This is a genomic window from Pedobacter sp. KLB.chiD (assembly GCF_047040275.1).
Taxonomy (GTDB): Bacteria; Bacteroidota; Bacteroidia; order Sphingobacteriales; family Sphingobacteriaceae; genus Pedobacter.
The window spans coordinates 4,260,753-4,286,228 of record NZ_CP178207.1 but is presented as its reverse complement, the minus strand read 5'-3'; the positions used below and the strand labels follow the sequence as shown (position 1 = coordinate 4,286,228).

The window sequence follows — 25,476 nt, the reverse complement described above, 5'->3', positions numbered from 1 at the left end:
ACATTTTACATCAAAAAAACGGGTTATGTTGCTTTTCAAAACCAACGCTGGTTGCTGGTCCATGGCCAGGATAAACTTTGGTTTCATCAGGTAAGACAAAAAGTTTATCTGAAATGTTTTGGATTAATTGCTGATGGTTGCCACCTGGCAGATCGGTACGTCCGATACTTCCATAAAAAAGCACATCGCCACCTATTAAAATATGATCAGCTGCGCTATAAAAACACAGGTGCGCAGGCGAGTGTCCTGGTGCAAAAATTATGGTAAGCCTGCTATTGCCAAAAGAAATGGTTCCTGTTTCTGGCAAAAAGCTATCTGGTAAAGGGGGTACCTGATAACGGGTAAAGCCCATTGATGGTGCGTAACCCGGAACGGCATTTAAAATCGGTAATTCGCCCTGATGGAACTGAGGCTTTAAACCGTAGGTTTCAGCAACAAATTTATTGCCGAAAACATGATCAAGATGGCAATGTGTATTCAGCAATAAAACAGGCTTTAAACCTTCCTGTTTAATGAAAGCTGCCAATTCACTTTCCTCAAAACCTTCGTACATCCCCGGATCGATAATCGCACACTCCCTGGTTTCGTCGTAGAGTACATAGGTATTTTCGCTGTAAGCATTAAAAGTAAAGGTTTTTACTGTAATCATAAGTCTTAGAAAATGCCTGTTTGCAGAAACAGGGTAACGTTAATAAATTAATTCTTCCACCTGAACGTAGAAATCAGGGTATCGATATCTTTTTTAATAAATTTAACAACAGGCTCAATAGAATCATATTGTGGACGTTCGTTAAAATATAAAGCTCCCCTAAAATAATGCTTGGCGCTGTCTGTTAAAAAAAACTGGACAGATGAAGCCGTATTTCCTTCGATGGCGTAGTAAATGCCATAAACTTTACGGTCTGGGTAATTGATCATTTTCTGATCAATTGCACTTGCTTTTATCGTATGTTTAAAGGCCAGTTTTCTTGCGTCTTCCACCATTTCATCATATTCGCTTTTACCTGAAACATCGTAGTAAGTTAAATGCAAAAAGCCATTAAACTGTTTAAAGTGCAAATTGTACCAGTTTTTTTTGGCATCCCGGCTTTGATCTTGCTCCACTGTGGCATAGGTAGGATACTTAAACGTAAAAGGAACTGCTTCGGTAAATGGAGTATAGTCTTTTTTAGGGTATACAATCCTGAAATAGGCTTTTGGCTTAGGGCTATAATCATGATTCTGACAAGCTGTTACGCATAAAAGCAGTGCAAAGAGTAAAAAAATCAGCTGTTTTAGTTTCATTCTTCAGAAAATTGCTTAATGGTTAACAGGATAAAGATAGGCCAAATTATTTATTCCAGATGGCCCAGGCCTTTTCAGCCTGCTGATGCAACATTGCGAGTCCGTTTTTAGTTTTTGCGCCGCCAGCTGCAGCCTTAACCAGAAATGCCGTTTCGAGCGGGTTATAAACCAGATCGTAAGCCAGGTGTTCCTTTCCTACCAAACGGTAATCAATATCCGGAAAGGTGTCTGTATTTGGCGACATGCCTAATGGCGTGGTATTGATTAATAATTTATGTGAAGACAACATTTCCGGCGTAATCTCAGCATACAAAATAGCATCAGGGGCCACAGTTCTTACCACCACCTGATATTGGATATCCAACTTTTCCAGAACATATTTTACGGCTTTGGCCGCGCCGCCATCGCCAAAAACAAGTGCTTTGGTGTGCTGTGGTCCTAATAACGGTTTTAGCGATTCTTCAAAACCATATGCATCGGTATTATAACCTTTTAAATAACTTTCACCTTCAAAGTTTCTGATCGAAATACAATTTATGGCACCAATTTTTTCGGCAGCTTCATCTATTTCATTTAGATAACAAAGCACACTAACTTTATGCGGGATAGTTACATTAAGTCCACAAAGTGATGAATTTTCACTTAGCAAATCGGGCAGTAATTTGATGTCGGCAATAGGAAAAAGCTCATATTGATGATCGGTAATGCCCTCATTGTGAAATTTTTCTGTGAAATATTTTTTCGAGAAAGAGTGAGAAAGTGGGTAACCGATTAAACCGTATGTTTTCATATTGATATAACAAGCAAACCTTACAGGTTTCAAAAACCTGTAAAGTTTATTTAAATGCGCCTCGCAATCGCGAATTTTGTCTTTATTTTACCTGATTCAGGAAATAGTCGAAAGTATCTCCCCGCAACCCCAAACGGATAGTTTCTAGTGGAATTACTTCTGCCGGGGCAATATTACCCAGGTTCACATTGCTGCCGATTAATTTAATAAACCAAACCTGCTGTTCTTTTTGAGGGGCTTCCCAGATAATGCTTTCTTCAGGGATCTGTGTTAAAATTTCATCAACCAAGCCTTCGCGTACTTCGCCGCTCCCACGGTAAATACCAACGTTACCACCTTCCCGTGCTTCGGCAATTACCTTCCATGAACCCGCATCAATTTCGGCCTTCATTAATTTAATCCACTTATATGGTGCAAATATTTTAGCAGCATCTTTACTGCCTACTTCAGAGATAACGGTTACCTGCTTGGCCAGTTTGCTAATGAACTCACATTTTTTATCATGCTCAATTTCGATGGATCCATCAGATACTTCCGCGTATTCCATTCCGTATTGATCTAATACGCGCTGGTAATCTGAAAATTGATTACGGATAATAAAAGCCTCAAATAATGTTCCACCGAAATAGGTAGGAATGCCCGCACTTTTATATAAAGCTAATTTCTCTTTAAGGTTTGGTGTTACATGTGATGTTGCCCAACCTAATTTTACGATATCTGTATGTATGCCGGCAACTTCAATAAAATCTTCAACCTGGCGTAGGCTCAATCCCTTATCCATAACCATTGTTAAGCCCTTTTGGCGTGGTTTAGTCGGACGTTCGGGAACGTTTAATAATGGATAATTCATATGCGTACAAAAGTGAAAAAAATTTTCAGATTTATCAGTTAAATTTTTCTCACAAGGTGGTTACCTTATATATCGGTTTATAACATTCAAAATGGCACTGTTATCCTGTAATTGCGGTAAATATTCAAATAAAATATAGTGTTTGTCAGGGTCAGTTGTTAACGCGGTTTCTAAATACCCCAATGCATCACCATAATTTCCTATGGCAAAAAGATAGGCTACCATTCTATAATACAGTTCTGCAGCTTCCGGGTTATTCTTAATCGCCTCTGCCATTGTTTCCGCAGCTTCCAATAATTTTCCCTGTTCGTAAAGCACAGTACTAAAATCCAGCCAGGCTTCAATATCCAAAGGATTAAACTCCAATACTTTTTCGTATGCCTCGATCGATTCGTCAATCTGCCCTAGTTTATAATAAGCATCAGCCATGGCAAACCAAAAATCTGCGTTTTCAGCTTCTAAATCAATCGCTTTTTTATAAAAGTGCAGCGATTCGAAATAACGTTCTTCAAAATTCAGGGTAACACCAATCCCAAACCAGGCATCAGCCATCTTAGGATCCATTTTTACCGATTTTTTATAGTAAGAACGGGCTTCGTCCATTTTTTCCAGTTTCTCGTAACATTCGCCAATGGCACAATAAGTATCGGCATTAGGCTGTTCGTACTCAAAAGTCTGTTTATAAACTTCTATAGCCTCATCATATTTATCAAGCTGCACCAGTGCATTTCCCTTGTTAAAATAGGCCGAACTAAAATCTTCTTTAATTAAGATGGCATAATCGTAAGCATCGATCGCTTTTTCGAAAAGGTTTAGCTTGTGGAAACTATTACCCAAGTTATACCAGGCCGCATACGAATACGGATCAGTATCAATATACTGCTGATAGAATTTGATACTTTCCTCCTGTTTATCTAACACATCATAACAAAAAGCAAGCTCATACAAACCATCCTGATTTTCCATGTTCTGCTCTAAACTTAGCTTAATATAGGTAATGGCACTTTCATAATCGCCCATGCTCTGGTAAACATAAGCCATCTGTAATAAAATTTCATCCGTACTCTCGGCCAGTCCCAAAGCTTTTTCATAATTTTCCAACGCCTCATCAAAACGTTCGGTGTTCTGAAAAACATTACCGCGCAGCAAATAAATATCCGGTTCGGACGGTTCTAAAAGCTCAGCCTTCTGCAAAGCAATAAAAGCCTTTTCGCTGTTGTTTGTTAAGATGTACAGATGAGCCTGTTTAATTAAAAATATTGTGGCGTAAGGATGCTGACTAATCGCAAAATCAACTACCTGCAAAGCTTTGACCGGATCATTTTTCTCAATGTAAAAATCTACAATGTATTCGAATGCCCCTGCATCGAAAAAATACTGATCCTGGTTCCGGAGCATTTCTTCGTAACGTTCTACCGAGCGTTGTGCATCTTCGTTGGATTCAAAAAAGAATTCTTCTTCCATATATTATACTATTAAAGAACCGTGCCAGTTAGCAGAAAAACACATTATAATTTTAACAATTTTAATTATCCGTTTTTAAAATAATTATTAACATCAGCAGATGTAAAAACTGTAAATAGCTGAATATAAAGCGTATTAACTGTGATTAAGATGTGTGGATAATCGATAGATTTGTTACAACATCGCGGTTCCTTTTCCCTTCTTCCACAAAAATACTATAAATTTATGGCATATACGTAATGAAGAAGTCATGAAAGGATTAGCCATTTTCGCCCTGTTTTTACTATGTTTTATAAGAAATGGCTTTGCCCAAAGCGATGAAGAAAGTGCGGTTAAGAAAACCATAAACGATCTTTTTAACGGTATGAGGAATGGAGACAGCACGCTAACCAGAAGTACTTTTGCACCATCTGCACTTATGCAAACCATTGTTAACAAAGAGGGTAAAGTGAGTATACGGTCAGAATCAGTAAACAGCTTTATTAAATTTATTGGTGCACCACACCAGGAAAAATATGATGAGCGCATTGTTTTTACAAAAATCCTGATCGATGGCCTTTTAGCTAGTGTTTGGACAGATTACCAATTTTACCTGGGCAATAAATTTAGCCATTGTGGGGTTAATTCTTTTCAGTTGGTAAAAGGAAACCAGGGCTGGCAGATTGTTTACCTTATTGATACCAGGAGAAAGGATAATTGCAACTAATGATTTCTGCAGGTAAAATTATCGTTTTTGGAAAATTTTTTTAGCATCATTTTTTTGCGCCGGGCCGCTGCATCAGATCAAATTGGTTCCCGTGTTACGCTTTACGCTTCGGTTTTCGTGCCGCCACCTGCAGGGTAACGCATTCACCCGCCCACTTGCAACGGGCTAAATGGCTAAAATTGCATACGGTTTGCATGGCAAAAACGCGGTTTAACTACATGATCGCCGTTGTCGGTATCTACAAATCTGAGTGGTTTCTATTTGGCATGAATCGAAACCTGATTAATGGCATAGATAAAAGGCTGGCAATTGTTACATTATTGATACGAGGAGAAAAGGGGAGAAATAGATTTTTGTATAATTCCTGGGGTTTACGGCATGTCAAAAAAAAAACGTCATACAACTGAAATGCAGCAGAATGCCCGACTGTATAGCCAGGCCCTGCGTTGCAATCCAGTGGTATGACGACCTGTTGGAGGAGTAATAATTATTCTTTCCCTAAATCGGCAGCACCTTTTTTAAATAATTCGGCCTGCTTGTCCAATTTTGCTTTTGCTTCTCCACTTGCAGCAGCCGCCTGTTTTGCTTTACCTTGTGCAGTTGCGGTATAAGCACCAGCAAGTTGTTTGTTTAAATAAGGCTGTAATTTTAATCTTTCAATAGCCTTGCCAATATTTGTTATACCCTGCTCGGTAACTGCAGGGTTGGTATTGGCTCTTAAATACTGAAAATACTGACCCACTACCCCAAATACTTTATCCCTATCGCCTGTAAGCATAATGTTTTCGTAAAATGCCTGGTAGTCGTCTTTTGGATCGTTGATGTATAAGGTTGCGATTGATGGTGCTATATGCGATCTCGTATCGTCATCCAACCGTGCTATGGCAGACATTGTTTCCTGAGGTGCCAGTTTGGCTAACCCATCCACACCGGCAGCAATTACCTTGTACGATCTATCCTTTAAACTTTCTAACACCAAAGCTTTATAGGCTTGGTCTCCGGTTTCGGCCAATTTTACGATTGCAGCTGACCTTGCTTCTGTATTTTTATCCGTTTTAGCGATCTGAAGTAATATTGGCAAAGCTGCTGCTTTAATCTGGGCATCTTCTAAATTAATGCCAGCAATACTTAGGGCACGTAAATCTGCCGATTTATCTTTTAAGCCTTCCAATAATACCATTTGACCGCTGCTGGCTTTGCTCTGCATAATAAATTGGATGGCCTCAATCCTATTGGCATAACTTGGCGCATTTTTGTATTGAAAATAATAGTTTTCCGCAGTTTTATTGTCATTGGTTTCGCCAACCAAGATTTTATCTACATCAAAATCGATTAAATCTGGTTTAGCACCTACCTCAAAACTAAAATTCTGCTCGCGGCTATTAATCAGAATTTCCTTCCTGATTTTTTTACCTCCGGCATAAATATCAATTTTAACCGGCAAAGTAAAAGTCTGCACGCTGGCATCCTGTGTTTGTTTAACTTTAATGGTTGCCTTGCCGTTTTCATAACCATAATCGATACTTAAAATCGGGTGGCCACCATTATAATACCACTGATTGAAATAAGGGCTCCAATCTTTTCCGGTAACATCTTCCATTGCCAAACGCAATTGATGTGTTTCGCCATTTTTAAAGGCATTGGTTGTCAGGTAACGGTTAAGCGATTTGTAGAAAGCTGCATCACCCATCTGGTTTTTTAAGGCATACAGAATAACCGATCCTTTGGCATAACTGATATTATCGAACATATCTTCCTTATCTTTGTAATAAAAGCGGGCCAAAACCGGACTCTCACCATTTTTAGTGGAACCGAGGTAAGATTGTAATTTTTCGTATCGCGACTTATCTTCCGCATCCTGACCGGCATCACGTCCATGCCAGATGATCTCGCCAAAGGTGGCGAAAGACTCATTCATGGTTAAATTAGACCAGGATTCGGCCGTTACATAATCGCCAAACCACTGGTGAAAAAGCTCATGTGCAATGGTACCTTCTTCATTTCCGTCTAACAGCTCGCGGTCTGTTTTTTGTACCTGCTCGCCATGTAAGGTAGCTGTAGTATTTTCCATCGCTCCTGAAACATAATCCCGGGCTACTACCTGTGCATATTTATTCCATGGATAATCTAAACCTAACAAATTGCTATAAAACTGGATCATATCAGGCGTTTTGCCAAAAATCTGTTTCGCGTATGGTGCATATTTTGGCTCCAGGTAATAACTTACTTCTTTACCCTTATAGTTGTCTTTGGTGATTTTAAACTCGCCAATAGCCATCATAAATAAATATGGCGAGTGTGGTAAATCCATTTTCCAGGTATCGGTTCTGGTGCCATCGGCATTGGGTTTCTGGCTCACCAGTTTCCCGTTTGACAGGGTAGTATATTTCGATTTTACCGTCATCGAAATTTCCTGGGTTGTTTTCTGATCGGGTTTATCGATGGTTGGAAACCAGGCCGATGAAGATTCTGTTTCGCCCTGTGTCCATATCTGTGTGGGTTTATTTTTATCGGTACCGTCAGGGTTGATAAAATATAAACCTTTAGCATCCGTGATGGCTGCACTTCCCTTCACTTTCAGCTCATCTGGTTTGGCCGTATAAGCGATGTATACGGTATATTTTTCGGCATTAGTATACTTTCTGTTTAAATTGATATACAACTTATTATCGTGATACGTGTATTTAAGCGGGGTATTTCCTTTTGCTCCAACCAGTGCAACCGTTTTAATGTCCATCCCCTGCGCATCAAGGGTTAGCGAATCGGTCGTGTAAAAATGAGGCTTTAAAGTTATCCAGGCTTTACCGTACAGGTAGCGCTTGGCATAATCAAATGAAACATCTAGCTTGGTATGTACGAGGTCGTTAATTTTAGTTGGGGTTACCCGGTAAACGCTCAGGTTTGATTTTTCTGTAGTTTGTTCCTGTGCGAAAAGCGGATTGGTCGCAAAAACAGCGGCCAGTAGAATTCCACAGGCAATATTTTTTTTATTCATTTTTTAAATTTTATAAGTCAGTATACTGAAGGCAAGATATTAAGAAATGTGGTAATTACCATCTACTTTTATATCTTACCTATTGGGTTGCTATTGGTTTTAAGGTATAACCTTTAACTTGCAACCCTTTGATCAGCCCCTCTGTGCCCACTAAATGACCAGCGCCAACGGCTATAAACAATGATTCTTTTTCCATCAGGGCAGGGAGTTGATCCAGCCAGCGTTGATTCCGGTTTTTGAGCATTTCGGTCATAAACTCTTTAGTTTCTTCGTCCTGTATTTTAAAGAAATCAGTTAATTTATCGATATCCTGGGCCAGGTAATTGGCGGTTAGTTCCTTTAATTTTATCTTATTCTTATCCGATTCCCTGATTGATTTAAGCAAAGCTTTTTTCTGTTTTTGCAGATCCTCATCAAATAACAGTGCGCCCTGATATTCGGCCGTTTCTAAACCATGTATGGATTTAGCGTTGTTTTTGGCATATTTCTGAAAGCTTTCGTCTAGGCCATTCGTCAGACTTCTCATTTCGGGGTTGTCAAAAAGCATAATCAGCACACTAACCATTGCTGGCTTAAATCTGTTTAGTTGCTTTAAGTTTACAGCCTGATTTCTGGCTTTAATATAATCGTCAACCTCTTTGTATTCGGCCGGGGTAAATAAATGATCAAGCGTATTGTTTTTCATCACTAAAAACGGGGCGATACGCCTCTGTAAAGTGCTATCCATTACCATCTCACCCACTACGCCATCAACCGATTTTAATTTGTCCTGTAAAACCTGCATGGTATCTGCAAATTCCTTATTTGTAAAATGATGTGTTCCAAACAAATAGGATGGTTTCTTTAATCCCTTGCCAGAAACTTCCCAAAGCAGGGTGTTGGTAGCCTTTTTAGTTTGTGCGTTAAGACTAAGTCCGAAGCCTAAAAGAGCAACAAATAATAGTTTAATGTTTTTCATTGAATAGTGGTATTGAGCAAAATTAGGATAAGATATCAAGAATTGTGATAAAGTTAAGGGTTAAACGTAACCTGCTTTCCTTTATTTTTTCGTTTTTTTGTGTAAACCGATAGCGATATGACTACAGATATTCAATCTATTTTAAACAGATTAGGCGTAAAGGCACAAAATGGAGCCTATAGTACAGGAAGTAATTGGGGCGGAGATGCAAATGAAAAAACATTGGAAAGCTATTCTCCGGTTAATGGCCAGCTGATTGCTTCGGCTAAAGTTGCCAGCAAAGCTGATTATGATACGGTTGTAATCGAAGCACAGGAGGCATTTACGGCCTGGCGTTCGGTTCCGGCGCCCAAAAGAGGAGAAGTGGTGCGCCAGTTTGGCGATGCACTTCGTGAAAATAAAGATGCCTTAGGCACCCTGGTTTCATACGAAATGGGAAAAAGTTTACAGGAAGGGCTTGGTGAAGTACAGGAAATGATCGACATCTGTGATTTTGCAGTAGGTTTATCCAGGCAGCTTTATGGTTTAACCATGCACAGCGAACGCCCGAGCCACCGCATGTATGAACAATGGCATCCATTGGGAATTGTAGGTATTATTTCTGCGTTTAATTTTCCGGTAGCCGTATGGAGCTGGAATGCTGCCCTGGCTCTGGTTTGCGGCAATGTTTGTATCTGGAAACCATCAGAAAAAACACCGTTAACCGCCATAGCCTGCCAACATATTATAGCAAAGGTTTTTAAAGATAATGATATAGCTGAAGGTGTATGCTGCCTGGTTTTAGGCGATCGTGAAATTGGTGAACTGATGACCAATGATGGAAGGATTCCTCTAATTTCTGCCACCGGATCTACGCGCATGGGCAAGGCGGTTGGGGCTGCAGTGGGCGCCAGGCTAGGAAAGAGTTTACTTGAACTTGGCGGCAATAATGCCATTATTATTTCAGCACATGCCGATTTAGACATGAGTTTAATCGGTGCAGTATTTGGCGCAGTTGGTACTGCAGGCCAGCGTTGCACGTCAACCAGAAGGTTAATTATCCACGAAAGTGTATATGATGCTTTTACCGCGAAACTGGTTAAAGCTTATGAACAATTGCGTATTGGAAATCCATTGGATCAAAATAACCATGTAGGTCCGCTGATTGATACGGATGCGGTTGCAGCTTATTTAGATTCAATCGCAAAATGTAAGGAAGAGGGTGGCCATTTTGTAGTAGAAGGTGGCGTTTTGGCTGGCGATGATTACCTTAGTGGATGTTACGTAAAGCCATGCATTGCAGAGGTTCAGAATGATTACAAGATTGTTCAGCATGAAACTTTTGCACCAATTTTATATCTGATTAAGTACAAAACATTAGAGGAGGCCATTGCCTTACAAAATGCGGTTCCACAAGGATTATCATCGGCCATTATGACCCTGAATTTGAGGGAAGCAGAGCTGTTCTTATCAGCTAAGGGATCTGACTGTGGTATAGCCAACGTGAATATCGGCACATCAGGCGCTGAAATCGGCGGTGCTTTTGGCGGCGAGAAAGAAACCGGCGGTGGGCGTGAAAGCGGTTCGGATGCCTGGAAAGCTTACATGCGCAGGCAAACCAACACCATCAATTATTCAAATACCTTGCCGCTGGCACAGGGTATTAAATTTGACCTTTAAAATCTTCCTTGTTTGTAAATAGTATGGATGAGGAAGGCGCTTCTGGCGCGATTGGTTTCTTCTTTCGGTCGGGATTTGAAATGTTTTAAATCCCGATCAGCTGGATTTCTTATCTGTATTAAAATGCAGCACTCACCGATCCTTGTTTCTAAATGAGGCCATACAAACTTGAAGTCCTGACGAGCTACAAATTTAATTTAAAGCTTTTTAATAAGCAGATAGCTTTTGCCTCAAACTGTGGGTTGGTATGAATATCATTTTCGCAATAGATATCCTAATAGCCAGGTTGCGGCAATCGCAAAATAAACTATAGCGGAAACGCTTTATTAATTTATAAAACCATAATAAAGCTGTTGTCCGATTTTTTAATAAAGATAGATTTTTAAAGGCTGCCATAAAGAATATTTTTTTTGTTAAAAAAGGTTAAATCATTTTTATTAACTAACCAATTAGTTTATTTTCGGAAAACCAAATCAAATCCTATTTATGAAACGTTTACTGCTCTCGCTGTGCCTATTTCTTTTTATTGCTACTTATTCCAGGGCACAGCTTACGCACATCATTAAAGGCCGAACGATTGATACTGCCTCCACAACACTTTTATCAGGAGCATCTATTGCTGTTTTAAATGCAAAAGATTCTACTTTGGTAAAATTTACACGGGCAGCAGAAAACGGTTCATTCGAACTTACCGGAATTAAAAACGGGAAATTTATCTTACTGGTTTCCTATCCGAAGTATGCCGATTTTGTTGATCATTTTACCCTCGATTCTACCACCCAGGTTAAAGATTATGGCAAGATTAACCTTACCGGGATGGCGAAAATACTGGCCGATGTCATTATCAAGGGAGAAAGAGCAGCCATTAAAATTAAGGGCGACACCACCGAATTTAACGCTTCCAGTTATAATATTCAACCAAACGATAAGGTAGAAGATCTGTTAAAAAAACTTCCCGGCATACAGGTAGATAAAGATGGAAAGATAACCGCACAGGGTAAAACTGTACCCAAAGTGCTGGTTGATGGTGAAGAATTTTTTGGCGATGACCCAACGCTGGTTACCAAAAATTTGAGGGCAGATATGGTGGATAAAGTACAACTTTATGAAAAATCAAGTGATCAGGCAGCCTTTACCGGGGTTGATGACGGGCAGAAAACACAGACCATTAACATTAAACTAAAAGAAGATAAAAAAAGTGGTTATTTCGGCAAAGTTGATGCAGGTTATGGAACCGGCGATTTCTACAAAGGACAGGTATTGTTCAACCGCTTTAAAGCCAAACAGAAATTTTCGGTGTATGGCACAGCTGGCAATAATGGTACAACGGGACTAAGCTGGCAGGACAACAACAAACTGGGTGCAGGAAACGATAATATGCAAATGGGTGATGATGGAAGTATATGGTTTAGCTATGGTGGCGGAGATGAACTGGAAAGTGGTAATTATTATGGAGAGGGTATACCAAGGGCAATAACCGGGGGTGCACATTATGATAATAAATGGAACAATGATAAGGAAACGATTAATACCAATTATAAACTGGGTGCTTTAGGGATTAAAACCACTAAAAATACCATCAGTCAAAATAATTTACCGGATGGGATTATCAATACCACTACAGATGAAAATTCTGACCGGAATGTATTCAGGCAAAAACTGGATGCCACTTATACCGTGAAGTTGGATACTACAAGTAATTTAAAGGTATCCGTTGATGGGATGCTTAAAAACAGCGACAATACTTCTAGTTCAAAAAGTGAGGGTTTAAGAGGCGACAACTCTAAATTAAATAGCAATGACCAGAAAAGTAGCAATGATGGTAAAGAGCAAAATTTTAACATCTCTGTACTTTATACCAAGAAGCTTAAAAAACCGGGGCGTAATTATTCGGTTAATATCAGTCAAAAGGTTAACCAGATTAACAGTGAAGGTTTTTTATATTCGGATGTAGAATATTTTGACGAGGTTGGTGTAAAAAAGGGCGGGGAAGTAACCGATCAATTTAAAACGAACACCACCCGTAATGCTGTCCTTAATACTAATTTAACCTATAATGAGCCACTAAGCAAGTCGTTAGCCTTAGTTTTGAATTACGGATTTGGCCTTAATGACAGCCGTTCTGACCGCAAATCCTTTAATCAATCGACACCAGGAAATTATAATATATTGGATAAAGAATTTAGTAACGATTTTAAAGCCACACAATATATCAATCAGGGTGGAGCAGTTTTTAATTATAAAACCACAAAAACAACCATTAATGTAGGAAGTAAGTTAAGTGCTGTAAATTTCGATCAGCTGGAGCAGCTTTCCGGCCAGCGTTATAAAAGGAGTTTTGTTAACTGGTTGCCACAGGCCAGCTACTTATATAAATTCTCTGCGCAAAAATCTTTCCGCATCGGCTATAACGGAAACACCAACCAACCCACGGTAGACCAGTTGCAGCCTGTAAAAGTAAATGATAACCCACTGTATCAACCTTTAGGCAACCCGAACCTGGCCCCATCATTTAATAGCCGATTTAATGCAAGTTATAATTCTTATAAAGTGTTAAGCCAACAATCAATATACATCAGCGGCGGTTTCGGGTTTGTGAATAAAGCCATTGTTAGCAATACGCAGACTGATAGCACTGGAAAAACAATTGCCCAGTTTGTTAATCTCTCCGGTAAAACGCCCATTAATTATAATATCTACAGTAGTATCAACAGAAAATTGAAATTTTTATTTGATTCCGATATAGGCTTAAGTTTAAACGCAAGTGGTAGTACCAGTTACAGTTATGTAAAAAGTCAGCTCAGCGATGAGGTAGAATTAAACCAGGTGGTAAGTACCAATTTTAGTCCTTCATTAAATATTAACCGATACAAAGATAAAAGTGAAATCTATTTGAGTTTCGGCCCCAGCTATAATGCACAGGTTGCTTCGTTACAAAAAGAACGGTCTAATAAAGGATGGGGCTTACAGGGTTGGGGAGGCATGAGCTTTACTTTACCGAAGAAAATCAAACTCCAGGCCGATGGCGAATATACCTATACCCCAAAATCGCAGGCATTTAACACTAGTTTTGAGCAAATCATCATTAATGCTTCGATTACAAAATCCTTCTTCAAAAAGGAAGATTTGAAATTCACCATCCGCGGAAATGACTTATTCAACCAAAACCGTGGATTTAGACGGTATGCCTATTCGAACATGATTACCCAAACCAATTACAATAATATCAGCCGGTATTTTATGTTTTCCTTAATTTGGGATTTTAATAAAATGGGTGGAGGAACTCCTCAGAAATAATGGGCAGTTGCTCGAAAGAAATTGCATTAAACAGCTTAAAAAAATTATAATGAAACTTAAATACGCTATACTCACGCTCATTTGCACCATCAATTATGCAATGGCACAAAATGCCAGGTTTGTACATCAGGGTATTATTGAATTCGAAAGGAAGGTTAATATATATGCTCTGCTTAAGGATCAGATTAAACGTTATCCTGACAATTTTTGGAGTGTACAAGCTCTGGAGCAGTATCAAAAAAATAATCCGCAGTTTAAAACGTTAAAGAGTGAATTGTTTTTTAAAAACGACCAGACATTCTTTAATCCGCTACCTGATGAAAGCACTTCGAACAGCTGGGCGGCCAATTTCGCCTCTGCTAAGCAGAATAATATTATTTTAACAAATTTAAAAACCGGCACAAGTATTAATCAAAAATCAGTTTACGAAGAGACCTACCTCGTTAAAGACTCAGTACGTAAGATAAACTGGAAAATAACAGACGAATTCAGAACCATAGCTGGTTACGATTGCCGTAGGGCAAATGCTTTAATTATGGATTCGATTTATGTGGTCGCCTTTTACACAGAAAGCATACCGGTATCGGGGGGACCAGAAACTTTTAGCGGTTTGCCGGGCATGATATTAGGTGTGGCGCTGCCGCGTGAACATATTACCTGGTTCGCCACTGCGGTTAAGGATGTAGAGATCGCTGATAACAGGTTTAAAGCCCCCGACAAAGGAAAGCCTGTTACTAAAAAACAGTTAAGTGATATTTTAAAAGGGGCGTTAAAAGATTGGGGCAACTATGCGAGTGATATATTAAAAGCAGCAGATATGTAAGCAGCCAGCTGTTTAAGGATTATACCTGTATTTTTTAAACCAAACCCCGGCGGTTATTATTATTTTTACCTGGTTAATCATCAGCAATGGGTAATGCACTTTATCAGCACATTAATAAATTTATAGATCTGAATAAAGATGAGCAGGCAGTTCTGGCGTCGTTTCTCCAATCTTTTTCGGTAAAAAAGAAAGCTTTTTTATTAGAACAAGGCCAAAAATGCAGGGCAAATTATTTTGTGGTAAAAGGCTGCCTGAGGCTATATTTTATTGACATTAAGGGTGCTGAGCAAACCACTCAATTTGCTATCGAAAACTGGTGGATCACCGATCTAACCAGCTTTCTTTTTCAGGAACAATCTGAATTCTTTATACAGGCTGCGGAACCAACCGAAGTGATCGCCATTGAAAACCATCATTATGATGAAATGTTCCTTAAATTGCCCAAACTGGAACGGTATTTCAGGTTGATCCTCCAAAAAAACCATCAGGCCTCGCAAAGGAGGATAAAGTTCCTCTATAGCCAAACAGCTGAAGAAAGATACCGCAATTTCAATCATTTATTTCCTGAATTTGTACAACGTGTGCCTCAGTATATGCTAGCCTCTTACCTGGGTTTTACCCCCGAGTTTTTAAGTAAAATCAGGGCGAAGAAATAATCGTTGTTGACCGCAAAGTTCGCAGAGCAAGAAACGCAAGGTACGCTGGGTTGGGCTTACTAACGCGAGCATTGCGGGATGGTGAAATCTGTAAGTGCTGTTACTAAATAAATTACCCATAGATTTTTCCCTGCGGTCGAAATGAGTCGCATCAATTTTTCCAATAACATTTAAATGGCGAACCAAGAAGACTTTTAGCCCTGCTTTACGCACTCTGCGAAAACCTTGGTGTACTTTGCGGTTAGAGGATTCATTTCTTAAACTACATTAAGTTTTTTAAGCCCCGGGATCAGGAACTTTACATCATAATCAAAAAATAAATAAGATGGAAAGTAGAATTGATATCCCAAAAGTAGAACCTGCAGCTTACCAGGCCATGTATGGTTTGGAGAAATATTTATCAAACAGCAAACTAGATCCAATTCTTGTGGAATTGATCAAAATGCGCGCCTCGCAAATTAACGGCTGTGCATTTTGTTTGAATATGCACGCAACAGATGCCCGTAAAATAGGCGAGACTGAACAACGTTTATATTTATTAAATGCATGGCAGGAAACTACCTTGTTTACACCACAGGAAGAAGCCGTTTTAGCTTTAACTGAAGAAGTAACCTTAATCAGCAAACATGTTTCTGATCAGACTTTTCAAAAAGCGGCAAGCTTTTTTAATGAACAGGAATTAGCGCAGATTATTATGGCCATCGTGACTATTAACGCCTGGAACAGACTGGCCATTACCGCCAAAGTGCTGGTTGGATAATCAGGTACTGACTTCAATTTACTACTAAGGCACCTTGTATATCCAAAATAATTTGGTGGTATGGTGTCTTAGTGGTTGATTAGGTGCTAAAGGGATACCCTAAATTACCCTTAATAACAATCCCTTTAAATATTCTCCTTCAGGAAAAGAAATCCGTACGGGATGATCTTCCGGTTGGCAGAATTGTTTAATAATCTGCACTTCCTTACCTGCATCAAGCGCTGCCCAGGCAATAATTTGCTTAAAGGTTTCGATATCAACGGCACCAGAACAGGAGAAAGTTGCCAATAAGCCTCCTTTTTCCAACAACAGCATACCTAAACGGTTTAAATCTTTATAAGCCCTCGCTGCGCGGTCTAAAGCCGAACGCGATGGTGCATATTTAGGTGGATCAAGTACAATTACATCAAACAACTCGCCCGATTCTTTAAAAGCCCTGAGTTGTTTATTCACATCCGACTGGATAGCTGTTACTTTATCGCCATCAAACTGGTTCAGGGCAACGTTTTGTTTTAAAGTTTCTACAGCCAATCCTGAACTGTCTACACTGGTCACACTTGCAGCCCCATTTGCTAAACTATTTAAGCTAAAACCACCACTGTAACTAAAACAGTCTAAAACTTTTTTGCCTTTTGTATAACTTGCTAAAATGTACCTGTTGTCACGCTGATCGCAATAAAAACCCGATTTTTGTCCCTCTGCAATATTGATGTGGTAAACAATCCCATTCTCCTTTACCTCCAAAAACTCGGGTGGATTTTCTCCCCAAAGTAATCCATTTTCAATAGGTAAACCCTCGTGAGTGCGAGCAGTTGCATCACTTTTATCAAATATTCCTGTTGGATCTAATTCAGTTTTTAAAATTTCTACGATTTCTGCTTTTACCTTCTCTATTCCGGAACTTAAAATCTGCAGCGAAAGGAAATTGGCATATTTGTCAACAATTAAACCCGGAAGGAAATCGGCTTCACTAAAAACCAAACGGCAGGTATTGGTCTGCTCATTTAAAATAAACTGACGTGAAGCAATGGCTTGTTTCAAACGGTTCTGATACCAGTTGCGGTCAATCATTTGCGCTTCGTCCCATTCTAACAAACGAACCGCAACACGCGAATTGCTGTTGAAATATCCATAGGCCAGAAATTCATGATCAAAAGCAAAAACTTTTACCACCTCACCATCTTCGGGTTTTCCTTTAATTTTTTCCAATGCTCCGGAAAATACCCATGGATGTCTTTGTAATGCCGCTTTTTCTTTGCCTTTTTTTAATGTAATTTCTACCATGCTGCAAAGGTAATTAAAAGAGAGGTAATGTTAAATGTAATATGGAGGACGTAAAATTTGTAGGTGTAACGTTCGGTTACTTATCACTTCGCCATATTTATCAATTCTGTATCCAAAATCCTGGTTTCAAATTCGGTTATGGGCCTTTTAGCTTCAATCATTGAAATTAATAATTCAGTAGCCACCTGCCCCATTTCAAATGCCGGCTGTTTTACTGAGGTTAGGGAAGGAGAAAACAAATCAACCAGATTGGAATTGGTAAAACCTGCAATGGCAATTTGATTTGCCACCTCGGGATTGGTTTTCTTTAACGCTATAATACAGCCTGTGGTTAAGCGGTCGCTTGAGATAAAAATTCCATCGGGCTTAAGTGGCAAAAGTTCTTTCACCGCCTGATCCAGTTCTGCACTATGCATGCCACCATGCTGACAATATTTTACCAACTCGGGTTTACATTCGATATGATATTTAGCTAAAGCGGCTTTATAACCTGCTAGCCTTTCTTTTGTTATCGAAAGGTTTTCGGAGTTCGTTAAATGGGCAATGGTTCTTTTTCCTGATAAAATAAGGTGTTCTGTGGCGTCAAAAGCACCTTTAAAATTATTGGCAATTACTTTATGCGTTTCAAAATCGGCTGGTACACGATCAAAAAAGACAATGGGTAAACCTTTGGCATATAATTGCCTTAAATAATCAATATCCTGCGTTTCAGAAGATAGTGCAATCAGCAAGCCATCAATAGAACGCGATGCCAGATGTTCTACGTTTAATTTTTCCTGCTGGTAAGATTCATGACTTTGAGAAATAATCACCTGATAATCCTTTTCGTATGCGATTGACTCGATGCCATTGATCACCTGCGAAAAAAAGTTATTGGCAATTTCGCTCACAATAATGCCGATAGCATAACTTTTACGTTCTTTTAAGCTACGGGCAATGGGATTGGCACGATAATTAACCTTTTTGGCATAGGCTAAAACCAGTTTTTTGGTTTCCTCGCTTATTTCGTAACGGTCTCTTAAAGCCCGCGAAACTGTTGAAGTTGAAAGTCCAAGTGCTTTAGCAATATCTTTAATGGTAGATGTTTCAAATCTCATATTCGTATTGCGTACAAGTTACAAAAATATTCCTTTGAGGCACCCGGATAAACACCATCAATAAACGTTGTATGACGTTTATTAATAGTGAACGACCTTTTCAAAATTAAAAAATCGTCACTGAGAGGAGGCTTTCAGCAGAAGGCCTGCCCCGACTTTCGGGAAGCAATCTTACAATGATCGTTATTAGCTTACGAATTAAGATTGTTTTGTCGTTCCTCCCCGCAATGACGATCTATGCCAGTTCACTAGCCACTAAAAAATATACTTCGTACTTAAAAAGTTCGAATCATCTCCTTTAACAATCTCGTTCAATAACTTTTTATTGTCATCGGTAAATTTGGTTGCCACCAAAGAACGGATCGAGAAAGAGCGCAATGCATCTACTACCGAAAGTGTTCCTTCAGCACTGTCTTTACGGCCGGTGAAAGGGAAAACATCCGGTCCGCGTTGGCACTGGCAGTTGATATTTACACGGCTTACCTGATTAACCAAAGGATCAATCAATGAAGAAATTACCGCGGCATTAGTACTGAAAATACTTACCTGCTGGCCATGTGGCGAATCAATTAAATACTCGATAGGTTCTTCCAGGTCATCGAATGGCACAACAGGAACAATCGGACCGAACTGCTCTTCGCGATAGAGTTTCATATTACCATTTACGGGGTAAACAATGGCCGGATACACAAAAGTTTCCAGGGTTTGTCCGCCATTTTTATTAATTACTTTAGCCCCATGTGAAACGGCATCATCAATACATTCCTTTAAATATTCAGGTTTGTTCAGTTCTGGTAATGGTGTAAGGTTTACCCCTTTTTCCCATGGCATGCCAAATTTCAATTTTTCTACTTCGGCCGATAAACGCTTTAAAAATTCCTGCGCAAGACTGCGGTGCACATAAACGATTTTAATGGCAGTACAACGTTGTCCGTTAAAAGAAAGCGAACCCAGTACCGTTTCAGAAACTGCCAGATCAAGGTCTGCATCTTTGGTGATGATGGCCGCATTTTTGGCATCTAAGCCTAAAATTGCCCTCAAACGGTTTACTTTAGGATGCAGTTTTTTCAGTTCGTTGGCCACCTTGCTCGATCCGATTAAAGTAAGCACATTAATCTTTCCAGATTTCATTAATCCCGGAACAATGGTATTGCCACGGCCGTAAATGGTATTGACAACACCCTTAGGAAAACTCGAACGGAAAGCCTCCAGTAAAGGATAATGCAATAGGGTACCATGTTTAGGTGGTTTGAATAAAAGCGTATTTCCCATAATTAAAGCCGGGATCAGCGTAGTAAACGTTTCGTTTAACGGATAATTGAATGGCCCCATGCAAAGTACTACTCCAAGTGGAGAGCGGCGCACCTGGGCCACAATGCCTTGCTCTATTTCAAAACGTGATGACTGCCTGTCGATATCTTTCAGCGCATCAATGGTGGCATAGATATATTCAACTGTACGGTCAAATTCTTTAACTGAATCGGCATACGATTTTCCAATCTCCCACATAATCAGTTTGGCAACAATTTCCTTTTGCACCATCATCTTATGCGTAAAATTTTCCACGCAGGTAATACGGTCTGCAACACTCATGGTTGGCCACTGCCCGCGCCCATTATCATAAGCGGCTACGGCTGCATCTAAAGCTTCTGTCGATTCTTTCTCGGTACAAACAGGGAAACTACCAATACGCTTTCGTTTTAAACCTTCAGGGGTTTTAATGCATACCGGAGAAAACACCTCATTAAATGGTCCGTTCCATGGTTTCATTTCTCCGTCGGAAAGAAACTCCTTTTGATTAATTTCTTCTTTGAGCCTGAATTCGTCAGGAATCTGACTCTCTTCAACGAAAATACTTTCGAGGTTTAGCGTTGTAATCAATTTGTGTATTATTAGGGTTAAATCTGAGGTTTAAATATAGATTTGCCGTCAAAAAAAGAGCCAAAGTAATCTTCCTAAATATTTTATAATGCTATGGTTTTCATTTTTGGCACCAATGTTTTCATTACTGCCCAGGCGATAATATAGGCAATCGCACAAAAGGCAAACATAATGGTATAACCAGTTTGGATATGTCCTAATTCTTTGTAATGATCGAACAGGGCACCGCCAACCTTAGAAACGATTACGCCGCCAATTCCTCCTGCCATACCGCCAATTCCAATAATTGATCCAACTGCTTTTTTGGGAAACATGTCTGATACCGTTGTAAAAATATTTGCAGACCAGGCCTGGTGTGCAGAAGCGCCGATTCCAATTAACACAACAGGAATCCAAAAGGTGTAATGCCCCAAAGGTTGCGCAAGTAATACCACCAGAGGAAACAAGGCGATCACGAACATCGCTCTCATTCTGCCTTCGTAAACATTGTATCCTTTTTTAAGGAAATACGCAGGAAACCATCCGCCGCCGATGCTACCAATCATGGTCATACTGTAAAGCACAAAAAGCGGGAAGGATATTGAAGTTCCTTCCATTCCATACTGGGCCTTTAAGTAGGAAGGAAGCCAAAACAAAAAGAACCACCACACACCATCAGTCATGAACTTTCCAAAGGTAAAAGCCCATGTTTGTTTATATCCCAGCAATTTAAACCATGAAACCTTTTTTGCCTCAGTTTCAGATTCTGATGGGACAATAACTTTTTGATCTGTATCCAATAAAATATACTCCAATTCAGCTTTAGATAAGCGCTTTTGTGCTTCAGGTTTATCATAGAAAATAAACCAGAATATGAGCCATAAAAAGCCTGCCGCTCCGATAATTAAAAATGCAGTTTCCCAACCCCAGGCTTCAGCAATGTAGGGCACTGTTGCAGGAGCCAGAATTGCACCAACGTTTGCACCTGAATTAAAGATTCCGGTTGCAAAGGAACGTTCCTTTTTCGGGAAATATTCTGCTGTTGCTTTAATTGCTGCCGGAAAATTTCCCGATTCTCCAAAACCCAAGACAGCTCTGGAGACGATGAAGCCCAGTACGGATACCGATATACTTGTTATGCCAACCCATGCAAACATGGATGAAACGGCTTCTCCTACAGGAATAGCTTTGGCATGCAGGATAGCACCCAATGACCAAACAATAATTGCAATGGCATATCCCCATTTGGTGCCTAATTTATCTATTATTCGCCCGGCAAAAAGCATTGATATCGCATAAACGAACTGAAAAGCCGCTGTGATGTTTGCGTAATCTGAATTGGTCCAGTTAAATTCCGTTTCGAGTTTGCCCGATAGCAAGCTTAAAACCTGCCTGTCTAAATAATTTACGGTAGTAGCAAAAAACAGAAGTGCGCATATGGTCCATCTGTATTGGCCTGTTTTCGTTTGGTTCATTTGGTTAGAATGTATTTTAAATTTTATTTGTTCTGCTTGATGAGTTCAAGGGCCAGCTGTGTGTTTTGGTGAAGCTCATCGTAAAGTGCTTTGCTCATTACCTCTTTACTGATTAATTTGCTGCCCATCCCGACGGCACAAACACCCGCTTTAAACCAGGTTTTCAGGTTGTCGGCATCAATTTCTACACCTCCGGTTGGCATAAATAGCTGGCCGGCAAAAAGATCTTTAATGGATGAAATAAATTCAGGTCCTAAAATATTTGCAGGGAAAATTTTGATTAGCATGGCTTTGTGTTCTTGTGCAATGCTGATTTCTGTCGGTGTCATACAACCCGGTACCCAAAGCATCCCTATTTTATTTGCAATTTCGGCAACCGCCGGATTGACGATCGGGGCCACAATAAAATCAGTTCCGGCTTCAATAAAGGCATTGGCATCAGCCGGAGTTTTAATGGTTCCTATACCTAAATACAGATCAGGCATTTCTGCATCTCGTATTTCTTTTAACTTTTTAAAGTTTGGCAATGCCGATTTGCCTCGATTGGTATATTCAAAAACACGGATGCCAGCTTTATACAACGTGCGTAATATTTCGATACTGCCCGATTCACTATCCTGATAAAAAAGGGGTAACATGCCCTGCTCTAAAATGGCATCTAAAATTTTGTGCTTGTTATTAATCATTGCGAATTATTCTTTTTTCTATGTCAGCTACAGTACTGGTTGTAGCGTCGCTTGGAATGTATAATTTATCGTATGCTGCTGCTGTAGCAAAACTTAAGGTGTCTTTGGCCGGTAACTGGTTGTAAAAGCCATAAATCAGGCCAGCCATAAAACAATCTCCACTACCCACTTTATCTAAAATTTCATCAGAAACGTATTCATCAGAAACGGTTAATTCATTGGCTGTATAAATAGCAGTATAATATCGTATGCCCTTTCCGTGGTCGAACCTGAAAGTATTGGCAACTGCTTTACATGCCGGAAACAAACTTAATATTTCTTTAGAGGTATCGGTTGCCTGCCACAGTAACGTTTCCTTTGCATAACCCTCGGTTGGGGTTAAATCTTCGTGAAGCGCGGTGCCCAACATTTTATTGGCCGCCCAAACATTCCCCATAATCAGGGTACAATATCTGGCTAGTTCAGGCAAAATATCAATCGGTTCCTTCCCATATTTCCACAGCTTGGCCCTGTAGTTCAGATCAAGCGAAATGGTAATATTTTTTGCGCTAGCTACTTTTAAGGCTTCCAAACAAACATCAGCAATATTTTGATTAATGGCAGGACATATCGCACTGAAATGGAACCAGACTACATCTTCAAAAATTTCGTCCCAGTTAATCTGTCCGACTTTTAAATCGGCATAGGCCGAATTGGCCCGGTCATAAATTACCCCTGCATTTTTAAGGTCTTTCCCTTTAGGTAAATAATACAGACCCAACCGTTCGCCATGGTAAACCATCGGCCTGGTATCGATATTGCGGGCATTAAGATAATCAATAATCTCTCGCGTTACTGCATTATCCGGCACAGCCGAAAGGTAGGCTGAAGGCACATTCCATAAAGCTAAGGCGGTGGCTACATTGAGTTCAGCCCCTCCTACGTAAAATGGCAGTTTATTTTCTTTTAACCATTGGCCATCCATATCCGGACAAATGCGTAAAAGTATTTCACCAAAGCTTAAAACTTTTTTTCCTTGTTGTGATGAAGCGAATATTTGGGTACTCATTTTTATATCTGATCGGCGTATTTCATACTGTTTCCTGCAATGGAATGAAAATGAAAGGAAAACGATTGAAATGATTTGATTCCAATAAAATCCCCTTTAAAAGCCTTATTTTGGTTAAAATTTAAAGTAATTTTTTGCGTTAAAATACGAAATATCCTGCACAATTTTGCCCACCCACTCCAGGTCGTTAGGCAATTCGCCATTCTCCATGTCTTCTCCAAACAGGTTGCAGATAATCCTTCTAAAATATTCGTGACGGGGAAATGAAAGGAAACTGCGCGAATCGGTAAGCATTCCAACCATACGACTTAAAAGCCCCATGTTCGACAGCGCATTTAACTGTTTGATCATCCCGTCTTTCTGATCTAAAAACCACCATGCTGAACCAAACTGCACTTTACCCGCTACAGAACCATCGTTAAAGTTACCGATCATCGTGGCAATTAATTCGTTATCTGCCGGGTTAAGGTTATAAATAATGGTTTTAGCCAGTTTATCCTGGTTATCAAGGCGGTTTAAGAATTTAGAAAGCATACGCGCCTGGCTAAAATCGCCGATCGAATCCCAGCCCGTGTCAGGGCCTAATTGCCTTAACATGCGGGCATTGTTGTTGCGCAAAGCGCCGAGATGGTATTGCTGTACCCAGCCCTTTTCATGATCCCATTCTGCAAAATAAACCAGCATAGCCGATTTAAATTTCAGATTTTCTTCATATGATATATTTTGCCTGCTGCGGATTTTATCAAAGATGGATGCAATTTCAGCTTCGGTATAATCTTCGGCATAAATCTGCTCTAAACCATGATCGGAAACTGAACAGCCATTTGCTGCAAAGTAATCATGACGGCTTTTTAAAGCATCAATATAATCCTGTAAGGTGCTTATGCTTTTATCCGTAACACTTTCCAGTTTATCCATGTATTCATTAAAACCATCAATGTCATCACTGTTCATGGCTTTATCCGGGCGGAAAGCAGGCAACATTTTTAGGCTTGCCCCTTCTCTGGCCAGTTGCTGATGATAGTTCAGGCTATCTAAAGGATCATCTGTAGTACAAACTGATTCTACATTCATTTTGGCCAACAAACCACGTACTGAAAATTCTGGGGTCTGCAATTTCGCAGAACATTCGTCGTAAATTTTCTGAGCAGTTTTGCCCGAAAGTAAGTCGGTAATACCGAAATACCGCTGAAGTTCCAGATGTGTCCAGTGGTACAGCGGATTGCGCAAGGTATAAGGAACGGTTTCGGCCCATTTTTCAAATTTCTCAAAGTCAGATCCTACACCGGTAATATATTTTTCATCAACACCATTAGCGCGCATGGCCCTCCACTTGTAATGATCGCCGGCAAGCCAAACCTGGCTGATATTGGCAAACTGCGTATTGTTGGCAATTTGCTCCGGAATAAGGTGGTTATGATAATCGATAATAGGTAGTGATTTTGCAAAATGATGATAAAGCTTTTCAGCAGTTTTGCTTTGCAAAAGAAAATTTTCATCTAAAAAAGGTTTCATGCTATGTAATTTGAGATAATAAATTTGACATTTTCAAAACGATTATCTATTAATATTTTATGATCACCGGTCTGTGTCTCCACAGACTGGTGATCTACTCATTTTGTGGTCTGTGGAAAAACAGAACACAGCAACGCAAGTTATAGGCGATTGTAAGGTTCGCCGCATAAAACCTTCGACCGCGATCATCCGACTTCGGACTAAAGACCGTTAGTGATCTGCACGACAAAAGACCCCGGCATCTGGGCTTCAGACGCTAGACTCCTGGT

The 25,476-nt window shown here is 39.8% G+C and carries 20 protein-coding genes; 6 read left to right on the top strand and 14 right to left on the bottom strand.

Annotated elements, in window-relative coordinates:
- Window positions 1-10 precede the first annotated feature (10 nt).
- The 5 genes from ACK1I8_RS17590 to ACK1I8_RS17570 all read right to left on the bottom strand — a co-directional run bounded on the left by ACK1I8_RS17590 (window position 11) and on the right by ACK1I8_RS17570 (window position 4,388).
- The gene (locus ACK1I8_RS17590) at window positions 11-649 is read right to left on the bottom strand and encodes an MBL fold metallo-hydrolase (RefSeq protein ID WP_412466595.1); all 639 of its coding nucleotides are present in this window, start codon (window positions 647-649) and stop codon (window positions 11-13) included.
- Window positions 650-696: 47 nt separating this feature from the next.
- Complete coding sequence (locus ACK1I8_RS17585) at window positions 697-1,284, bottom strand: gliding motility lipoprotein GldD (protein WP_412466594.1); 588 nt, start codon at window positions 1,282-1,284, stop codon at window positions 697-699.
- Window positions 1,285-1,330: 46 nt separating this feature from the next.
- Window positions 1,331-2,074 (bottom strand): shikimate dehydrogenase family protein, encoded by a 744-nt coding sequence (locus tag ACK1I8_RS17580; RefSeq protein WP_412466593.1) that lies wholly within the window; start codon window positions 2,072-2,074, stop codon window positions 1,331-1,333.
- Window positions 2,075-2,156: 82 nt separating this feature from the next.
- Entirely contained in the window at window positions 2,157-2,924 is a 768-nt protein-coding gene (locus tag ACK1I8_RS17575; RefSeq protein WP_412466592.1) for a phosphosulfolactate synthase, read from the bottom strand.
- 60 nt (window positions 2,925-2,984) lie between these two features.
- A complete protein-coding gene (locus ACK1I8_RS17570; RefSeq protein WP_412466591.1) occupies window positions 2,985-4,388 on the bottom strand; it encodes a tetratricopeptide repeat protein in 1,404 nt (467 codons plus the stop codon).
- Between the two features lie 250 nt (window positions 4,389-4,638).
- Between ACK1I8_RS17570 and ACK1I8_RS17565 the strand changes: the two genes are divergently transcribed.
- Window positions 4,639-5,094 carry a nuclear transport factor 2 family protein gene (locus tag ACK1I8_RS17565; protein ID WP_412466590.1) on the top strand — a complete coding sequence of 152 codons (456 nt, stop codon included), beginning with the start codon at window positions 4,639-4,641 and terminating at the stop codon, window positions 5,092-5,094.
- 487 nt (window positions 5,095-5,581) lie between these two features.
- On the opposite strand, the gene ACK1I8_RS17560 is transcribed toward ACK1I8_RS17565, so the two are convergent.
- Both ACK1I8_RS17560 and ACK1I8_RS17555 read right to left on the bottom strand, forming a co-directional pair.
- The gene (locus ACK1I8_RS17560) at window positions 5,582-8,089 is read right to left on the bottom strand and encodes a M1 family aminopeptidase (protein WP_412466589.1); all 2,508 of its coding nucleotides are present in this window, start codon (window positions 8,087-8,089) and stop codon (window positions 5,582-5,584) included.
- Between the two features lie 79 nt (window positions 8,090-8,168).
- Window positions 8,169-9,047: a TraB/GumN family protein gene (locus ACK1I8_RS17555; protein ID WP_412466588.1), complete on the bottom strand. Its 879-nt coding sequence runs from the start codon at window positions 9,045-9,047 to the stop codon at window positions 8,169-8,171.
- A gap of 117 nt (window positions 9,048-9,164) precedes the next feature.
- On the opposite strand from ACK1I8_RS17555, the gene ACK1I8_RS17550 reads away from it, so the two are divergent.
- The 5 genes from ACK1I8_RS17550 to ACK1I8_RS17530 all read left to right on the top strand — a co-directional run bounded on the left by ACK1I8_RS17550 (window position 9,165) and on the right by ACK1I8_RS17530 (window position 16,242).
- The gene (locus ACK1I8_RS17550; RefSeq protein WP_412466587.1) at window positions 9,165-10,706 is read left to right on the top strand and encodes an aldehyde dehydrogenase family protein; all 1,542 of its coding nucleotides are present in this window, start codon (window positions 9,165-9,167) and stop codon (window positions 10,704-10,706) included.
- 486 nt (window positions 10,707-11,192) lie between these two features.
- Window positions 11,193-14,003, top strand: coding sequence for an outer membrane beta-barrel protein (locus tag ACK1I8_RS17545; protein ID WP_412466586.1), 2,811 nt, complete (start codon window positions 11,193-11,195; stop codon window positions 14,001-14,003).
- A 49-nt stretch (window positions 14,004-14,052) separates the two neighbouring features.
- Window positions 14,053-14,826 (top strand): GLPGLI family protein, encoded by a 774-nt coding sequence (locus ACK1I8_RS17540; RefSeq protein ID WP_412466585.1) that lies wholly within the window; start codon window positions 14,053-14,055, stop codon window positions 14,824-14,826.
- Between the two features lie 86 nt (window positions 14,827-14,912).
- Window positions 14,913-15,482, top strand: coding sequence for a Crp/Fnr family transcriptional regulator (locus tag ACK1I8_RS17535; RefSeq protein WP_412466584.1), 570 nt, complete (start codon window positions 14,913-14,915; stop codon window positions 15,480-15,482).
- 325 nt (window positions 15,483-15,807) lie between these two features.
- Window positions 15,808-16,242 (top strand): carboxymuconolactone decarboxylase family protein, encoded by a 435-nt coding sequence (locus ACK1I8_RS17530; RefSeq protein WP_412466583.1) that lies wholly within the window; start codon window positions 15,808-15,810, stop codon window positions 16,240-16,242.
- 99 nt (window positions 16,243-16,341) lie between these two features.
- On the opposite strand, the gene ACK1I8_RS17525 is transcribed toward ACK1I8_RS17530, so the two are convergent.
- The 7 genes from ACK1I8_RS17525 to uxaC all read right to left on the bottom strand — a co-directional run bounded on the left by ACK1I8_RS17525 (window position 16,342) and on the right by uxaC (window position 25,207).
- On the bottom strand, window positions 16,342-17,526 hold the full coding sequence (locus ACK1I8_RS17525; protein ID WP_412466582.1) for a class I SAM-dependent rRNA methyltransferase: 1,185 nt from the start codon (window positions 17,524-17,526) through the stop codon (window positions 16,342-16,344).
- Window positions 17,527-17,609: 83 nt separating this feature from the next.
- Window positions 17,610-18,623, bottom strand: a complete 1,014-nt coding sequence (locus tag ACK1I8_RS17520) for a LacI family DNA-binding transcriptional regulator (RefSeq protein ID WP_412466581.1) — start codon at window positions 18,621-18,623, stop codon at window positions 17,610-17,612.
- Window positions 18,624-18,878: 255 nt separating this feature from the next.
- Window positions 18,879-20,504, bottom strand: a complete 1,626-nt coding sequence (locus ACK1I8_RS17515) for an NADP-dependent glyceraldehyde-3-phosphate dehydrogenase (protein ID WP_412466580.1) — start codon at window positions 20,502-20,504, stop codon at window positions 18,879-18,881.
- Window positions 20,505-20,587: 83 nt separating this feature from the next.
- Entirely contained in the window at window positions 20,588-21,958 is a 1,371-nt protein-coding gene (locus ACK1I8_RS17510) for an MFS transporter (RefSeq protein WP_412466579.1), read from the bottom strand.
- 23 nt (window positions 21,959-21,981) lie between these two features.
- Complete coding sequence (locus ACK1I8_RS17505) at window positions 21,982-22,644, bottom strand: bifunctional 4-hydroxy-2-oxoglutarate aldolase/2-dehydro-3-deoxy-phosphogluconate aldolase (protein ID WP_412466578.1); 663 nt, start codon at window positions 22,642-22,644, stop codon at window positions 21,982-21,984.
- Window positions 22,637-23,692, bottom strand: a complete 1,056-nt coding sequence (locus tag ACK1I8_RS17500; protein WP_412466577.1) for a PfkB family carbohydrate kinase — start codon at window positions 23,690-23,692, stop codon at window positions 22,637-22,639. Before ACK1I8_RS17500 ends, ACK1I8_RS17505 begins: the two co-directional genes overlap by 8 nt.
- Before the next feature lie 114 nt (window positions 23,693-23,806).
- The gene (gene uxaC, locus ACK1I8_RS17495) at window positions 23,807-25,207 is read right to left on the bottom strand and encodes a glucuronate isomerase (protein WP_412466576.1); all 1,401 of its coding nucleotides are present in this window, start codon (window positions 25,205-25,207) and stop codon (window positions 23,807-23,809) included.
- Window positions 25,208-25,476 lie beyond the last annotated feature (269 nt).

Coding starts and splice junctions, on each gene's coding strand:
- ACK1I8_RS17510 (WP_412466579.1), bottom strand. CDS start 21,958: ATGAACCAAACGAAAACAGGCCAATACAGATGGACCATATGCGCACTT.
- ACK1I8_RS17550 (WP_412466587.1), top strand. CDS start 9,165: ATGACTACAGATATTCAATCTATTTTAAACAGATTAGGCGTAAAGGCA.
- uxaC (WP_412466576.1), bottom strand. CDS start 25,207: ATGAAACCTTTTTTAGATGAAAATTTTCTTTTGCAAAGCAAAACTGCT.
- ACK1I8_RS17500 (WP_412466577.1), bottom strand. CDS start 23,692: ATGAGTACCCAAATATTCGCTTCATCACAACAAGGAAAAAAAGTTTTA.
- ACK1I8_RS17535 (WP_412466584.1), top strand. CDS start 14,913: ATGGGTAATGCACTTTATCAGCACATTAATAAATTTATAGATCTGAAT.
- ACK1I8_RS17560 (WP_412466589.1), bottom strand. CDS start 8,089: ATGAATAAAAAAAATATTGCCTGTGGAATTCTACTGGCCGCTGTTTTT.
- ACK1I8_RS17570 (WP_412466591.1), bottom strand. CDS start 4,388: ATGGAAGAAGAATTCTTTTTTGAATCCAACGAAGATGCACAACGCTCG.
- ACK1I8_RS17590 (WP_412466595.1), bottom strand. CDS start 649: ATGATTACAGTAAAAACCTTTACTTTTAATGCTTACAGCGAAAATACC.
- ACK1I8_RS17565 (WP_412466590.1), top strand. CDS start 4,639: ATGAAAGGATTAGCCATTTTCGCCCTGTTTTTACTATGTTTTATAAGA.
- ACK1I8_RS17580 (WP_412466593.1), bottom strand. CDS start 2,074: ATGAAAACATACGGTTTAATCGGTTACCCACTTTCTCACTCTTTCTCG.
- ACK1I8_RS17520 (WP_412466581.1), bottom strand. CDS start 18,623: ATGAGATTTGAAACATCTACCATTAAAGATATTGCTAAAGCACTTGGA.
- ACK1I8_RS17555 (WP_412466588.1), bottom strand. CDS start 9,047: ATGAAAAACATTAAACTATTATTTGTTGCTCTTTTAGGCTTCGGACTT.
- ACK1I8_RS17525 (WP_412466582.1), bottom strand. CDS start 17,526: ATGGTAGAAATTACATTAAAAAAAGGCAAAGAAAAAGCGGCATTACAA.
- ACK1I8_RS17505 (WP_412466578.1), bottom strand. CDS start 22,644: ATGATTAATAACAAGCACAAAATTTTAGATGCCATTTTAGAGCAGGGC.
- ACK1I8_RS17545 (WP_412466586.1), top strand. CDS start 11,193: ATGAAACGTTTACTGCTCTCGCTGTGCCTATTTCTTTTTATTGCTACT.
- ACK1I8_RS17530 (WP_412466583.1), top strand. CDS start 15,808: ATGGAAAGTAGAATTGATATCCCAAAAGTAGAACCTGCAGCTTACCAG.
- ACK1I8_RS17575 (WP_412466592.1), bottom strand. CDS start 2,924: ATGAATTATCCATTATTAAACGTTCCCGAACGTCCGACTAAACCACGC.
- ACK1I8_RS17540 (WP_412466585.1), top strand. CDS start 14,053: ATGAAACTTAAATACGCTATACTCACGCTCATTTGCACCATCAATTAT.
- ACK1I8_RS17585 (WP_412466594.1), bottom strand. CDS start 1,284: ATGAAACTAAAACAGCTGATTTTTTTACTCTTTGCACTGCTTTTATGC.